The organism is Mesorhizobium sp. M7A.F.Ca.US.011.01.1.1, assembly GCF_003998295.1.
Lineage (GTDB): Bacteria > Pseudomonadota > Alphaproteobacteria > Rhizobiales > Rhizobiaceae > Mesorhizobium.
In genome coordinates this window covers 1-14107 of sequence record NZ_RZRT01000094.1, presented here as the reverse complement: position 1 = coordinate 14107, position 14107 = coordinate 1, and the positions used below count along the sequence as shown (strand labels likewise).

The 14107-nt window shown below is 64.6% G+C and carries 13 protein-coding genes; 5 read left to right on the top strand and 8 right to left on the bottom strand.

Going from position 1 to position 14107, the window contains the following annotated elements:
- Window positions 1-189: 189 nt before the first annotated feature.
- Window positions 190-1425, bottom strand: a complete 1236-nt coding sequence (locus EOA13_RS35140) for an amidohydrolase/deacetylase family metallohydrolase (RefSeq protein WP_127297781.1) — start codon at window positions 1423-1425, stop codon at window positions 190-192.
- 28 nt (window positions 1426-1453) lie between these two features.
- On the bottom strand, window positions 1454-1855 hold the full coding sequence (locus EOA13_RS35135) for a RidA family protein (RefSeq protein ID WP_206535351.1): 402 nt from the start codon (window positions 1853-1855) through the stop codon (window positions 1454-1456).
- Between the two features lie 183 nt (window positions 1856-2038).
- Between EOA13_RS35135 and EOA13_RS35130 the strand changes: the two genes are divergently transcribed.
- Window positions 2039-2524, top strand: coding sequence for a hypothetical protein (locus EOA13_RS35130; RefSeq protein ID WP_127297779.1), 486 nt, complete (start codon window positions 2039-2041; stop codon window positions 2522-2524).
- 9 nt (window positions 2525-2533) lie between these two features.
- On the opposite strand, the gene EOA13_RS38165 is transcribed toward EOA13_RS35130, so the two are convergent.
- Entirely contained in the window at window positions 2534-2680 is a 147-nt protein-coding gene (locus EOA13_RS38165; RefSeq protein WP_164780534.1) for a hypothetical protein, read from the bottom strand.
- Between the two features lie 110 nt (window positions 2681-2790).
- Between EOA13_RS38165 and EOA13_RS35125 the strand changes: the two genes are divergently transcribed.
- The 3 genes from EOA13_RS35125 to EOA13_RS35110 all read left to right on the top strand — a co-directional run bounded on the left by EOA13_RS35125 (window position 2791) and on the right by EOA13_RS35110 (window position 6060).
- Entirely contained in the window at window positions 2791-3582 is a 792-nt protein-coding gene (locus EOA13_RS35125) for a hypothetical protein (RefSeq protein WP_127297778.1), read from the top strand.
- 430 nt (window positions 3583-4012) lie between these two features.
- Window positions 4013-4690: a winged helix-turn-helix domain-containing protein gene (locus EOA13_RS35115; protein ID WP_127297777.1), complete on the top strand. Its 678-nt coding sequence runs from the start codon at window positions 4013-4015 to the stop codon at window positions 4688-4690.
- A complete protein-coding gene (locus EOA13_RS35110; RefSeq protein ID WP_127297776.1) occupies window positions 4687-6060 on the top strand; it encodes a HAMP domain-containing sensor histidine kinase in 1374 nt (457 codons plus the stop codon). Before EOA13_RS35115 ends, EOA13_RS35110 begins: the two co-directional genes overlap by 4 nt.
- 197 nt (window positions 6061-6257) lie before the next feature.
- Here the strand turns inward: EOA13_RS35110 and EOA13_RS35105 are convergent, their stop codons facing one another.
- Window positions 6258-6686, bottom strand: a complete 429-nt coding sequence (locus EOA13_RS35105; RefSeq protein WP_127297775.1) for an Lrp/AsnC family transcriptional regulator — start codon at window positions 6684-6686, stop codon at window positions 6258-6260.
- A 115-nt stretch (window positions 6687-6801) separates the two neighbouring features.
- Between EOA13_RS35105 and EOA13_RS35100 the strand changes: the two genes are divergently transcribed.
- On the top strand, window positions 6802-7905 hold the full coding sequence (locus EOA13_RS35100) for a saccharopine dehydrogenase family protein (RefSeq protein WP_127297774.1): 1104 nt from the start codon (window positions 6802-6804) through the stop codon (window positions 7903-7905).
- A gap of 172 nt (window positions 7906-8077) precedes the next feature.
- Here EOA13_RS35100 and lpdA read toward each other — a convergent pair whose 3' ends face one another.
- The 4 genes from lpdA to EOA13_RS35080 form a co-directional block, all read right to left on the bottom strand.
- The gene (lpdA, locus tag EOA13_RS35095; RefSeq protein ID WP_127297773.1) at window positions 8078-9475 is read right to left on the bottom strand and encodes a dihydrolipoyl dehydrogenase; all 1398 of its coding nucleotides are present in this window, start codon (window positions 9473-9475) and stop codon (window positions 8078-8080) included.
- A gap of 332 nt (window positions 9476-9807) precedes the next feature.
- Window positions 9808-11199 carry a dihydrolipoamide acetyltransferase family protein gene (locus EOA13_RS35090; RefSeq protein ID WP_127297772.1) on the bottom strand — a complete coding sequence of 464 codons (1392 nt, stop codon included), beginning with the start codon at window positions 11197-11199 and terminating at the stop codon, window positions 9808-9810.
- A 1-nt stretch (window position 11200) separates the two neighbouring features.
- Entirely contained in the window at window positions 11201-12214 is a 1014-nt protein-coding gene (locus EOA13_RS35085) for an alpha-ketoacid dehydrogenase subunit beta (protein ID WP_127297771.1), read from the bottom strand.
- A 3-nt stretch (window positions 12215-12217) separates the two neighbouring features.
- Window positions 12218-13450, bottom strand: coding sequence for a 3-methyl-2-oxobutanoate dehydrogenase (2-methylpropanoyl-transferring) subunit alpha (locus EOA13_RS35080; RefSeq protein ID WP_127297770.1), 1233 nt, complete (start codon window positions 13448-13450; stop codon window positions 12218-12220).
- Between the last annotated feature and the right edge of the window lie 657 nt (window positions 13451-14107).

The following is a 14107-nucleotide window of genomic DNA, read 5'->3' as shown; positions in this document are numbered from 1 at the left end:
TTCAGGTTGATGGTTCACCGGTGGGAAGGGACCGAGCCATGCCACGGCCTGTCCTCGAAAGGACGACCAGGATCCCCTCGGTCTCCTTCCCACTTCAGACATAGCATGGGAACAACACACAGGATCCTCGGGTCTGCGCGTCCGCTTCGCTTCCGCTCCGCCCGTGGATGACGAAGTCGCGCAGAACTTTCACTCATGCCGATGCCCAAAATGCCTCGCCGCAACCCCGACATGCGTATGCCGTTCATGCGCCTCGAAACGCTCCGTCTCGCTGACATCATTCACCGCCTCGTTCGGCCACCAGGTGCCGCCGATAACGATGCCTTCCGACACCAGCCTCTGGTCGGCGACCAATGACGCGCCTACCGCATCGACAAAGGTGAAGCGGCCCGGGCGCTGCCGGAGCACGGCGACATCGCCGACGGTGCCCACCGCCAGCGTGCCGAGATCAGGCCGCGCGATCGCCCGCGCCGGCGCTTGCGTGGCGGCGCGCAGGACCTCGACCAGCGGCATGCCGAGCGCCAGCAGCTTCGACATGCAGACCAGGATGTCGAAGGCCGGACCGTCGACGCAGTAGAGATGCACGTCGCTCGAGATCACGTCCGGGGCCAGCCCTTCCTTAAGCATGGCGCGGGCGACGGCGAAATCGAACGAGCCCATGCCGTGGCCGATGTCGAAGATGACGCCGCGCTCGCGCGCCAGCCGCATGTCCGGCCGCACCGCGCCGGAAGCGAATACCGGCGCATTGGGGAAAGGCCGGAAGCAATGGGTGAGGATGTCGCCCTTGCGCAGGCGCGGCAAGACTTCCGAGCGGCCGGGCGGCGGCTCGTCGATATGCGCCATCAGCGGCAGGCCAGCCTGGTCGGCGGCTTCCAGCGCCAGATCGACGGGCGCGATGCCGCTGGTGCCGCCGGCATGCTTGCCGGAGCGGACTTTTACGCCGACCACGACATCGCGGTGCTCGCGCACTGCTGCCACAACCTCGCGCGGTTCGCAGAGCCGGAGATCGCTGCACTCGCCGACCGACACCGTCTGCGAGAAGCCGAAAATGCCGGCAAAGGAAATGTTGACATAGGCCAGGATGCGGACCTTCGAGCGCTCCATGACGTGGCGGCGGAAACCGAGGAAGTTGCCGGCGCCCGCACTGCCCGCATCGATGAAGGTGGTGGTGCCGCTCTTTGCGGCCAACCTATCGGCATCGACGCCGAGCGAGGTGCCGCCCCAATAGACGTGGCTGTGCAGGTCGACGAGGCCTGATGTGACGATGCAGCCGTTGGCATCGACGACCTGCGCGGCGCTGGTCACCGGAATATCGGCATCGATCGCGGCGACCCGGCCATTGGCAATGGCGACATCACGCGGCGCATCGATGCCGGCCGCCGGATCGATCAGCCGTCCACCCTTCAGCAGGAGGTCGAATTGCATGGGGGGAACCTCCGCTTCGTGTCGTCTATCAGACCGGTCTGTATGCGACCGCCTCGACTTCGATCTTGATGTCGATCATCAGCCGCGATTCGACCGTGGTGCGGGCCGGCGGGCTCTTCGGGAAGTGCCTGGCATAGACCGCATTGAAGGCGCCGAAATCGCGTGCATCCTCCAGCCAGATCGTCGTCTTGACGACATCGTCAAGGGTGCAGCCGGCGAGCGCCAGTGCGGCCTTGATATTGGCGAGCACCTGCTCGGTCTGTTCCGTTATGCCGCCCTTGACCACGATGCCGTCGCTGCCGACGGGAACCTGGCCGGAGACATAGACGAGATCGCCGGCGCGCACGGCGGGCGACAGCGGCACATGCGACGTTCCAAAACACTGTTTCGGCAAGGGAAGGCCTCCTCTGATGACAGGGCGGGGCGCCATGACAGCGCCCGCTTCGATCGACATTTACCCCGATCGGGGCGATCCTCATAGAGGCCTTGTTGGAAAGCAACATTCCACAGAATTCATGTTGCTTTATTACAGAAGCGCTTGCATCGTGCGCTCTGGCGGCCCGCCTTGCAGCCGCAACGCACAGACGCATTTGCCAGACCGGAGACAGCAGCAATGACCTACGACAAGAACCCGTTTCCGGCAGGCGACGCCGATCGCCACGCGCTCTGGGAAATGCTGGTGCGGCGCGACATCGATGCTTTCATCGGCCAGGACTGGCCGATGGTCGAGAATGATTTCGTCGCCGAAAGCTTCTTCGGCATGCACGCGCATTTCCTGAGCAATGCCGATGCCTGGCGACTGCAGTTTCCGCGGTTGGAAATCTATCGCGACGAGTGGCTGCGCCAGGCCAAGGAGACCGCGGCGACCAAATTCGCCGAGCCGCTGCGCGAGGCGCTGTTTCGCGTCACCAACATGCGCGACATCGATGTCGACGGCGACCGCGCCGTGCTGCACAAGAAATTCGACGGCTCGGTTGCCAAGGCGGACGGCAGCGTCGATCGCTTGAAATGGCAGACGCTGTATTTCTGCAGCAAGGTCGGCGGCAGCTGGAAGATCGCCGGCTTCGTCGGCTACATGCCGCATCCGCTCGGCAGCTAGAACCACCGATCACGAGAGCGCAGGGTGGGTCGGGCCGAACGTGCGGCCCGGCATCGCGCCCGCCATCAGCGCGCCGTTGAGCAGCAATGGCGGATGCAAGGCGCCACATTCCATCAAACGCACCGCCAGGCATTCGCAATGCGTTTTGCGCGCCATTCTTACGAATTTGTATGCCGCCGGACAGGCCGGTGTGAACTCGTTTGCTTACGATGCGCGGGGTGGATCGCCACCGCCCCGCCGCAACCGTCGACCTCTGGACTTCAGCCATGCTCGCGCCCAACAGGCAACAACCCGCCGCACCGAGCCACAGCAGGGTTCCCGACGTCACCCTCGACTTCTGGCTGGTCAAGCTGATGGCGGTCACCACGGGCGAGACCGCAGCGGATTATCTTGCCGACACACTCGGGCTTGGGCTGACCGCCACCTCGCTGATCATGACCGGCATCCTGACCGCGGCCCTTGTCCTGCAGTTTGCGCAGAAGCGTTACGTGCCGTGGGCCTACTGGCTGGCGGTGGTGCTGATCAGCATCGTCGGCACGCTGGTGACGGACAACCTCGTCGACAATTTCGGCGTGCGCCTGCAGACGGCAACCATCGCCTTCTCGGTCGCGCTCGCTGCGACATTCGCGGTCTGGTACGCCAGCGAACGGACGCTATCGATCCACACCATCTTCACCACCAGGCGCGAGATCTTCTATTGGCTGGCGATCCTGCTGACCTTCGCGCTCGGCACCGCCGCTGGCGACCTCGTCGCCGAAAGCTTCGACATGGGCTACCTCGCGACGGGGCTGCTGTTCGGCGGCGTCATCGCGCTGATAGCGCTCGCCTACTGGCTGCTCAGTCTCGACGGCATCCTGGCCTTCTGGCTCGCCTATATCCTGACGCGGCCGCTCGGCGCTTCGTTCGGCGACCTGCTGTCGCGGTCGGCCAGGCATGGCGGCCTAGGTCTCGGCACCATCTTCACCAGCCTGCTCTTCCTTGGCTGTATCATTGCCCTCGTCCTGCACATGACCCTGAAGGGCGACGAGGCCGATGAGATCCTGCTGGAATCGGATTGACCTCAGCGTGTGCGTGCGCTGACCAAGTGCAGAGCAGAATGGAAGTTTTCTTCAGTAGCGATCCTTCACACCCCCCTCTGGCCTGCCGGCCATCTCCCCCGCAAGGGGGGAGATTGACTGTACCTCCGCTTTCGCCAATCTCGAATGTTGCAAGAGTTGCAAGAGGGGTGGGGGGATCGAAGCTGCCGATCTCCCCCCTTGCGGGGGAGATGCCCGGAAGGGCAGAGGGGGGTGCTGTCCCGCGGACGTCGGGTTCCGCATCGCTACGCGGCTCGGAGATGTCACGGCATCCCAAGGACGAAGCCAGGAAAGCTTCCGCCAATCGCGAATGTATGACGAAAGCGCCACCATACCTGCGCCTTCGTGACATCCTAGGAACAAGCCTGTGCCGGTGATAGCCTCTCCATCTCGGCAACGGACCGGACCTTTCATGCGACTGCTTCTCGTCGAGGACGACCACAGGACGGCCGACTATATCGTCAGGGGACTGACCGAGGCCGGCCATGTCTGCGACCTCCTGCGCAACGGACATGACGCGCTGTTCGCGGCGACCCGGGGCAATTACGACGTGATCATCGCCGATCGGATGATCCCCGGCCTCGACGGCCTGTCGATGATCAAGGCGGTGCGCGCCGCGGGCGTACGGACGCCGGCGATCTTTCTCACCTCGGTCGGCGGCATCGACGACCGCGTCGAGGGGCTGGAGGCCGGCGGCGACGACTATCTGGTCAAGCCCTTCGCCTTTTCCGAACTTCTCGCCCGCATCAACGCGCTTGGCCGGCGGCCAGCGGCGCAGGAGCAGAAAACCGTCCTGCGGGTCGCCGACCTCGAAATGGACTTGATCATGCGGCGGGTCACTAGGCAGCGCCAGCCGATCGACCTGCAGCCGCGGGAATTCAGCCTGCTGGAAGTGCTGATGCGCGGCGAAGGCCGTGTCATCACCCGCACCATGCTTCTGGAGCGCGTCTGGGATTTTCATTTCGATCCCAGGACCAGCGTCGTCGAGACCCATATCAGCCGGCTGCGGGCCAAGGTCGACAAGCCTTTCGAAACCCAGCTCATCCACACCGTCCGCAACACAGGCTACAGCCTGCACGCGCCGTCATGACCGGAACATGGTCCCGCCTGCTGCGCAGCACGCCGTTTCGGCTGGCCCTGACCTTCGCCTTCCTGTTCGTGCTGGCCTTCGTCCTGTCGGGCGCCATCGTCTACCAGATGATGAGCGCCGATCTTGCCGAGCGGCTCGACGACACCATCAAGGAGACCTACGCGGTGGTCGCCGCGACCTATGCCGAGAACGATCTCAAGGAGCTGGTTGAGACCGTCGGCAGCCACTCCCTGCGCAGCCCTAGGAAGGAGCAGCTGTTTTCGCTGACCGACGCGACGGGCAATCGCCTGGCCGGCAACTTCACCGCGGCAGGGCTTCCCGACGGCTTCTCGATGTTCGACGCCGAAATGCCCGGCGTGCCGCCCGGCGCCGAGTACCGCGCCTATTCCGGCCCGGTCGGCGGCAACACCCTGACCGTCGCCTTCAGCCTTTCCGAGACCGAGGAGCTGGAGAGGATCGTGCTGATGAGCTTTGGCTGGGGAACCCTGATCATCACCGGACTGGCGGTCGCCGGCGGCGCCCTGCTGGCCTCGCGAGTCCAGCGCCGTCTCGACGGCATTGCCGCCACCATGGTGGATGTCTCGCATGGACGGTTGGACACCCGCATTCCGCTGACCGGCAAGGGCGACGACATCGACATCGTCTCCAGCCAGGTCAATGCCGCGCTCGACCGCCTGTCGGCACTGGTCGAAGGCATGAAACAGGTCAGCGCCAACATCGCCCACGACCTGAAGACGCCGCTCAACCGGTTGCAGATGATCCTCGACACCGCATCGGAAAAGAATCTGTCGGGCCAGAAGATCGCCGCTGAACTGGCCGAGGCGCATGCCGAGAGCCTGCAGATCAACGAGACCTTCGATGCGCTGCTGCGCATCGCGCAGATCGAAGCCGGCGCGCGCCGGGCGCGGTTCACCGATGTCGATCTGGGCGAGGTGCTGCAAACCATCGCCGAGATCTATGCCGATGTTGCCGAGGACGACGGAAAGTCGCTGTCGTTGGCGCAACCACAGGAAACGACGGACCGGATCCATGGCGATCGCGAGCTGTTGACGCAGATGTTCGCCAATCTGGTCGAGAACGCGCTGCGCCATTGTCCATCGGGCACGACGATAAAGCTGTCGGCGGCGCGCCAGGGCGAACGCGTCGTTGCCGGTGTCGCCGACAACGGTCCCGGCATTCCCACCGACGAACATGAAAAAGTGTTTCAGCGGCTTTATCGGCTGGACCACAGCCGGTCGACACCGGGCAGCGGGCTGGGTCTCAGCCTTGTCAGGGCCATCGCCGACCTGCATGGCGCATCGATTAGGCTTGAGGATTGTCGGCCTGGCCTTGAGGTGGCGGTGAGCTTTCCGCCGGCGCTGGATTGGTAGGCGAAAGCCGAAATGACGGCCAATCTCCCCCCTTGCGGGGGAGATGCCTGGCAAGGCAGAGGGGGGTGCTGTCCCGCCGACATGACCCCATCGGTGGGTTCACGTCGCACAACTGGCCGAGGCTGGCGATCCTGCACACCCCCCTCTGGCCTGCCGGCCATCTCCCCCGCAAGGGGGGAGATTGGCAGCGTCGACCCTCACCGATCAATCCGCGTCGACAGGATGATCGACGACAGGGTCCGCTCGACCCCGTCCATGGCGCCGATCTGGTCGAGCAGCATGTCGAGGTCGCGGATCGACGGCGCGTCGACGATGACGATCATGTCGAAATTGCCGCTGACCGAATGCAGCGTCCTGACCGTCGCCAGGGCGCGCAGGCCGCGCACCACCTTGTCGGCGAGCTTGGGCGTCACGGTGAGCAGCACATGCGCCCGCACCAGCCCCTGCTCGTAGTCCGGCGCCAGCCGCACGCCGTAGCCTGATATGATGCCGCGCTGTTCCAGCCGTTCGATCCGGCTCTGAACCGTGGTCCGCGAGACGCCAAGCCGCCGCGCCAGTTCGGCGGTCGAGGCGCGCGCATTCTCGCGCAGCAGGGAAAGCAGGGCCTGTTCGGCGTCACTGAGCATTTCGACGGTTCTTCTCGGCGGACTGACCAACAGATGGCTTCGTTCCGAACAAAACCACGCTTCCATTCGACGGGCAAGCTGCGAATCTGTGCTCACAATCAGTGAGGGATCGGTCATGAAGAAAATTGTCGTTGTCGGCGCCGGAAAGATCGGCTCGACCATTGCCGAGATGCTCGCCGCCACGGGGGATTATCAGGTCACGCTCGTCGACCGTTCGGCAGCACAGCTCGCTTCCGCCGAACTGCCGGCCACGGTTGCGACGCTGGAGCTCGACATCGAAGCATCGGGCACGCTTGAAGCAGCACTCGCCGGCAAGTTCGCGGTGCTCAGCGCCGCTCCCTTCCATCTGACCACCCGTATTGCCGAGGCAGCGGCCAGTTCCGGCGTACACTATCTCGACCTGACCGAGGACGTCGTCTCGACCCGCCGCGTCAAGGAATTGGCGGTTTCGGCCAGAAACGCCTTCATTCCGCAATGCGGCCTGGCCCCGGGCTTCATCTCGATCGTCGCCAACGATCTCGCCAGCCGTTTCGATTCGCTGGAGAGCGTGCGCATGCGCGTCGGCGCTTTGCCGCAATACCCGTCCAATGCGTTGAACTATAATCTGACCTGGAGCACCGACGGCGTCATCAACGAATATTGCGAGCCCTGCGAGGCGATCGTCGAGGGCGAACTGGTCGAGGTGCCGCCACTGGAGGAGCGCGAGGAATTCTCACTCGACGGCGTCACTTACGAAGCCTTCAACACCTCCGGTGGGCTCGGCACGCTGGCCGAGACGCTGAAGGGCAGAGTGCGCACGCTGAACTACCGCACGATCCGCTATCCCGGCCACGCCGCGATCATGAAGGCGCTGCTCAACGACCTTGGCCTGCGCCACCGCCGCGACGTGCTGAAAGACATTTTCGAGAGCGCCCTGCCGGCGACGCTGCAGGACGTGGTCATCGTCTTCGTCACCGTCTCGGGCCGCAAGAACGGCCGCCTGCTGCAGGAGACCTACGCCAACAAGATCTACTCGAAGCGTATCGGCGACACGGTGCACAGCGCCATCCAGATCACCACCGCGTCCGGCATCTGCGCCGTGCTCGACATGCTGGCCGACGGCAGCCTGCCGGCGACGGGTTTCATCAAGCAGGAAGACATCGCGCTCGACGCGTTTCTAGCCAACCGCTTCGGCCGGGCTTATGCGCAGCACGAGATGGTGAGCCGGCTGGCGAGCTGAAGCGGCTGAGCGTAATCTCCCCCCTTGAGGGGGAGATGTCGCCGAAGGCGACAGAGGGGGTCGCCTCGCGTGAAGCGCCAAACCTCCATCTGTCGCAAGGAGGTCGCATCCGGTCGAACCGACCCCCTCTGGCCTACCGGCCATCTCCCCCTCAAGGGGGGAGATCACCTCCCTAAATATGCAGCGCGTGGCCCAGCGCCTTCAGCGCTGCTTCCTGGAACCCCTCGCCTTGCGTCGGATGCGCATGGATGGTGCCGGCAATGTCCTCCAGCCGCGCGCCCATCTCCAGCGCCAGCCCGAACGCCGCCGCCAGTTCCGACACGCCCTGCCCAACCGCCTGGATGCCGAGCACCAGATGGTTGTCGGCCCGCGCCACGACGCGGACAAAGCCGTCCTCGCCCAGCTTGGTCATCGCCCGGCCGTTGGCGGCGAACGGGAATAGGCCGATCTTGACCTCGCCGCCGAGTGCCTTGGCCTCTTCCGGCGACAAGCCTGCCGTCACCAGTTCCGGATCGGTGAAGCAGACGGCGGGTATCGAGCGCTTGTCCCAGTTGCGCTTGTGACCGGCGATGATCTCGGCGACCATCTCGCCCTGCGCCATCGCCCGGTGCGCCAGCATCGGTTCGCCGGTGACGTCGCCGATGGCAAAGATGCCGCGCATCGAGCTGCGGCACTGGTCGTCGATGCGGATGAATTTACCCGCCATATCGAGATCGATCTGCTCAACCCCCCAGCCTTCGGTCACCGGCTTGCGCCCGACCGTGACCAGGATCTTGTCGGCCGGAACCTTGGCGCTCTTGCCGTCCGCCGTCTCGACCAGCAGCGCATCGCCCTTGGTCGACAGCCCCTTGGCCTTGGCGCCCACCATCACCTCGACGCCCAGTGCAGTGAGCCGCTTGACGACCGGCCGGGTTAGCTCCGCGTCATACTGCGCCAGCACGCGCGCCAAGGCCTCGACCACGGTGACTTTGGCGCCCATCTTGGCGAAGGCCATGCCGAGTTCCAGTCCGATATAGCCGCCACCAACGACGGCAATTTTTTTTGGCACCTCACCGAGCGCCAGCGCCTCGGTTGACGAAATCACCGGGCCGCCAAAGGGCAGGAACGGCAATTCGACCGGCGCCGAGCCGGTGGCGATGACGATCGCCTCGGCGCGGATGACTTGGCTTCCCGTCTCGGTCTCGACCTCCACAGTCTTGCCGTCGCGAAAGCTCGCCCAGCCATGCACGGTCTTCACCCCCGCCTTCTTGAGCAGGCCGGCGACGCCGCTGTTGAGCCGGCTGACGATGCCGTCCTTCCAGGCGACTGTTTTGGCAAGGTCGAGCGTTGGTGCGGTGACCGAAATGCCGAGCGGGCTGTTGCCGCCTTCCATGTGCGACACCTTCTCGAACTCCTCGGCCGCATGGATCAGCGCCTTGGACGGGATGCAGCCGACATTGAGGCAAGTGCCGCCCGGTTTGCCGGCTTCGACGATCACCGTGTCGACGCCGAGCTGCCCGGCACGGATGGCGCAGACGTAACCACCGGGACCGGCGCCGATGACGAGCAGCTTGCAGGAGATTTCTTTCATGTTGGCATCCTAACTATTTGTCGCGCCTGCTCGAAAAGAGCGCTCTGCAGCGATCCTTCGCGCCGCCCTTGAAGCGCGTAATCTCCCCCCTCGAGGGGGAGATGTCGCCGAAGGCGACAGAGGGGGTCGCCGGGCGTAGAGCGCCAGCCTGCATCTGTCGCGCAAGGCGGTCGCGTCCAGTCGCACCGACCCCCTCTGGCCTGCCGGCCATCTCCCCCTCGAGGGGGGAGATTACGCGCTCCACTGCTTTCGCTAACTTTCAACATTGTAAGAAGAAAACCAGCCCGACAGAGCAGAGGGGACACTGTCTCGCCGACATCTCCATCTCCCCCTCAATCCACGAAAATCAGCGCCGGCGTTTCCAGCAGCGTCTTGATCCGCTGGATGAACACCGCCGCGTCCCAGCCGTCGACCACGCGATGGTCGAAGCTCGACGACAGGTTCATCATCTTGCGCGGGATGAACTGGGTGCCGTCCCACACCGGCCGCACCATCATCTTGTTGACGCCGATGATCGCAACTTCCGGATGGTTGATGACCGGCGTCGTCGCCACGCCGCCCATGGCGCCGAGCGAGGTGATGGTGATGGTCGAGCCGGACAGCTCGTCGCGTGTCGCGGTGCCGGACTTGGCCGCCTCGGCCAGCCTGACGACCTCGGCGCCGCAATCCCAGATGTCGCGCGCCTCGGCATGCCTGACCACCGGCACCACCAGCCCCGACGGCGTCTGCGCCGCGATGCCGATATGGATGCCGCCATGCTGGTGGATGATGCCGGCCTCGTCGTCGAACAGCGAATTGAGATTGGGCTGGTCTGATATCGCCTTGACCATCGCCCGCATCAGGAACGGCAGCAGCGTCAGCTTCGGCCGCTCCACGCCACCCTGACCTGGGCGCTTCTCCTTGTTGAGCGCGGCGCGCAGATCCTCCAGCGCGGTGACGTCGATTTCCTCGACATAGGTGATGTGCGGGATGCGCGACTTCGACAGCGTCATCTTCTCGGCGATCTTGCGCCTTAAGCCCACCACCTTGATGTCCTGTATCGCATCGTTGCGGGCGAGGCCGGATGCCTTGGCGATCTGCGGTCCGCGGGCCAGGAACGCCTCGATGTCCTCATGGCCGATGCGGCCGGCAGGGCCGGATCCCGCAACCTGCCGGAGATCGATGCCGGCTTCTTTTGCCCGCAAACGAACAGCCGGCGAGGCCAGCGGCTTTTCACCTTCGGGACGCGGCGCGCCGGGGGGCGCGGCACCTCGGGACGTCGGCGCAGTACCCCCACCCCTAGCCCCTCCCCACAAGGGGGAGGGGGATCCCGTCTCTGCTATCCGCGCACTCTTCGCAGCAGTTCCCGCTGGAGGCGAAGCGGACTTTGCTTCGTCCTTGGATACCGTGGCGCGTCCCCCTCCCCCTTGTGGGGAGGGGTTAGGGGTGGGGGTACTCTCAGCCGTGACTTTTGCCGGCGCCGCACCTTTCACATTGCCCTCGCCCGCCACCTTCAGCCGCACGATCGGCGAGCCGATCGCTACCGTGTCGCCGATCTCCGCGCCCAGCCACAGGATCTCGCCATCGACGGGCGATGGGATTTCGACCGTCGCCTTGTCGGTCATCACGGCGGCGAGCACGCTGTCCTCGCGCACGATGTCGCCGATCTTGACGTGCCACTCGACCAGCTCGGCCTCGGCGACCCCTTCGCCGACATCGGGCAGCTTGATGATGTGTTCGCCCATCTCAGGCTCCCATGGTTTCAAGCAAGGCACGGCCGACGCGGGCGGGGCCGGGGAAATAATCCCACTCCTGCGCATGCGGATAGGGCGTGTCCCAGCCGGCAACGCGAGCGACCGGCGCTTCGAGGTGATAAAAACAGTTTTCCTGCACCAGCGCCGACAGCTCGGCGCCGAAGCCCGAGGTCAACGTCGCCTCATGCACGATGACGCAGCGTCCCGTTTTTTTCACCGAAGCGACGATGGTGTCGAGATCGAGCGGCAGCAGGGTCCTGAGATCGATGATCTCGGCATCGATGTCGGTTTCCTCGACCGCGGCCTGCGCGACATACACCATGGTGCCGTAGGCGAGCACGGTGAGGGCCGAGCCCGCCCTGCGGATCGCCGCCTTGCCGAGCGGCACGGTGTAGTGGCCGTCGGCGACCTCGCCCAACTCGTGTTTCGACCAAGGTGTCACCGGCCGGTCGTGATGGCCGTCGAACGGGCCATTGTAGAGCCGCTTCGGCTCCAGGAAGATCACTGGATCGGGATCCTCGATCGCCGCGATCAAGAGCCCCTTGGCGTCATGCGGGTTGGACGGCACCACCGTCTTCAGCCCCGACACATGGGTAAACAGCGCTTCCGGGCTCTGGCTGTGGGTCTGGCCGCCAAAAATGCCGCCGCCGGTCGGCATGCGCACCACGATCGGACAGGTGAAATCGCCGTTGGAGCGATAACGCAGTCTAGCTGCTTCCTGGGTCAGCTGGTCGTAGGCCGGATACATGTAGTCGGCAAACTGAATCTCCACGCACGGCTTCAAGCCATAGGCGGCCATGCCGATGGCCGAGCCGACAATGCCGGATTCGTTGATCGGCGCATCGAAGCAGCGGCTCTTGCCGTATTTGGCCTGCAAGCCTTGCGTGCAGCGGAAGACGCCGCCGAAGAAGCCGACATCCTCGCCATACACGACGACTTTGCTGTCGCGCGCCATCGACACGTCCATGGCGTCCCGAATTGCCTCGATCATGGTCCGTCTCGGCATGGCTCAGACTCCCGCCTGCTGGCGCTGGCGTCTGAGATGCGGTGGCATCTCAGCATAAAGCCCCTCGAACATGTCGCGCGTCGACGGCTTGCCGCCGGCATGCAGCGTGCCGTGGCTTTCGGCTTCCTTCTGCGCCGCGATCACCGTGTCGAGGATTTCCGCCTCGGCCTGGGCGTGCCGTTCGTCCGACCAGACGCCGAGCGCGATGAGATGGTTCTTCAGCCGCACGATCGGGTCACCGAGCGGCCAGGCGTCGGATTCGGTCTTCGGCCGATAGGCGGATGGATCGTCCGAGCTCGAATGCGCGCCGGCGCGGTAGGTGACATATTCGACCAGCGTCGGCCCGAGATTGCTGCGCGCCCGCTCCGCCGCCCATTTGGCAACGGCATGCACCGCGAGATAATCATTACCGTCGACGCGCAGCGACGGGATGCCGAAGCCAAGGCCTCTCGCCGCGAACGTGCCCGAGCCGCCGCGCGCGATGCCCTGGAAAGTCGAGATCGCCCACTGGTTGTTGACGACGTTGAGCACGACCGGCGCCTTGTAGGTGGAGGCGAACACCAGCGCCGAGTGGAAATCGGATTCGGCCGTCGAGCCGTCGCCGATCCAGGCGGCTGCGATGCGCGAATCGTTCGAGATCGCCGAGGCCATCGCCCAGCCGACCGCCTGGATGTACTGCGTCGCCAGATTGCCGGAGATCGAGAAGAAGCCGTGCTCCTTCGACGAATACATGACCGGCAATTGCCGGCCTTTCAGCGGGTCGGCCTCGTTGGAATAGATTTGGTTCATCATCGTGACCATCGGATAGCCGTGGGCGATGAGCAGCCCCGCCTGGCGATAGGTCGGAAAATTCATGTCGCCCGGCGCCAGCGCCTTGCGGAAGGCGCAAGCCACCGCCTCTTCGCCCAGATGCTGCATGTAGAACGAGGTCTTGCCCTGCCGCTGCGCCATCTGCATGCGCGCGTCGAAGGTCCGCAGCGTCATCATGTGGCGCAGGCCGGCCAGCAGCTCGTCGCTGGAAAGCAGGCCGGCCCAGGGACCGACGGCCTCGCCAGTGCGGTTCAGCACGCGGATGATCGAGAAGGCATGATCGCGGATGGCCCGCGGATCGACATCGATTTCGGGGCGCGCCACCGAGCCGGCCTTGGGGATCGGCACGTTGGAAAAGTCAGGCGTTCCGCCCGGCCGCACTTCCGGTTCCGGAACGTGAAAACGCAACATCCCAGCATCGGCCATGACCTTTGTCCTCCAATGTTGCCTGGTTGGGGATATTTGCACATTCGTGCCGCCAGACCAGTGCGAATTCGTCGGGCAAGCCTGCGGACCTCAGTCCGGCAACGCCGGCCGAACCAGCCTCCCCAGCACCAAGATGAAGATATGTCCGCGAAATTTCTTGTCGATGTTGGGGGATGGCGCGCAATTAGGGAGAAGGTTGGGCTGGGTTTGTCGGAAGATAAGGTGATTGGCGGCAGGACTTGGCACCTATCCACACTTCCGCAGCTCCGGAGGGACAGGAAGGGCGCCAAGGCCGGCAAACTCGCGCCTTTCCTCTCCCCCGTCGATCGGGGGAGAGGTGTCGAGCGAAGCTCGACGGAGTGGGGGTCGACCTCTTCCTCTGATTACCGCTTGCCTGAGTTTTCTGCTCGCCGGGTTGTGCCTGTCTTGCCGCGGCGCGTTTAGCGAATGGCTTCCCCCACTCCGTCGCTGCTTCGCAGCGCCACCTCTCCCCCCTGTTTGGACCGGAGACATCGCGAACAGGTGTGCGGGGACATCGCGAACAGTTTTGTCACTTATCGTCTGCAGAGGTTGAGGTCGACTGTTTCTATTTTCTGATGTCTGAAGAAGGCTTGGAAGACGCCGTCCTTGCCGGTGGGGGTGAAGGCCACGGCTTTC

Excerpts from the sequence above, each read along its gene's own strand:
- EOA13_RS35140 (WP_127297781.1), bottom strand. The coding sequence starts at position 1,425 with ATGCAATTCGACCTCCTGCTGAAGGGTGGACGGCTGATCGATCCGGCG.
- EOA13_RS35135 (WP_206535351.1), bottom strand. The coding sequence starts at position 1,855 with ATGGCGCCCCGCCCTGTCATCAGAGGAGGCCTTCCCTTGCCGAAACAG.
- EOA13_RS35130 (WP_127297779.1), top strand. The coding sequence starts at position 2,039 with ATGACCTACGACAAGAACCCGTTTCCGGCAGGCGACGCCGATCGCCAC.
- EOA13_RS38165 (WP_164780534.1), bottom strand. The coding sequence starts at position 2,680 with ATGGCGCGCAAAACGCATTGCGAATGCCTGGCGGTGCGTTTGATGGAA.
- EOA13_RS35125 (WP_127297778.1), top strand. The coding sequence starts at position 2,791 with ATGCTCGCGCCCAACAGGCAACAACCCGCCGCACCGAGCCACAGCAGG.
- EOA13_RS35115 (WP_127297777.1), top strand. The coding sequence starts at position 4,013 with ATGCGACTGCTTCTCGTCGAGGACGACCACAGGACGGCCGACTATATC.
- EOA13_RS35110 (WP_127297776.1), top strand. The coding sequence starts at position 4,687 with ATGACCGGAACATGGTCCCGCCTGCTGCGCAGCACGCCGTTTCGGCTG.
- EOA13_RS35105 (WP_127297775.1), bottom strand. The coding sequence starts at position 6,686 with ATGCTCAGTGACGCCGAACAGGCCCTGCTTTCCCTGCTGCGCGAGAAT.
- EOA13_RS35100 (WP_127297774.1), top strand. The coding sequence starts at position 6,802 with ATGAAGAAAATTGTCGTTGTCGGCGCCGGAAAGATCGGCTCGACCATT.
- lpdA (WP_127297773.1), bottom strand. The coding sequence starts at position 9,475 with ATGAAAGAAATCTCCTGCAAGCTGCTCGTCATCGGCGCCGGTCCCGGT.
- EOA13_RS35090 (WP_127297772.1), bottom strand. The coding sequence starts at position 11,199 with ATGGGCGAACACATCATCAAGCTGCCCGATGTCGGCGAAGGGGTCGCC.
- EOA13_RS35085 (WP_127297771.1), bottom strand. The coding sequence starts at position 12,214 with ATGCCGAGACGGACCATGATCGAGGCAATTCGGGACGCCATGGACGTG.
- EOA13_RS35080 (WP_127297770.1), bottom strand. The coding sequence starts at position 13,450 with ATGGCCGATGCTGGGATGTTGCGTTTTCACGTTCCGGAACCGGAAGTG.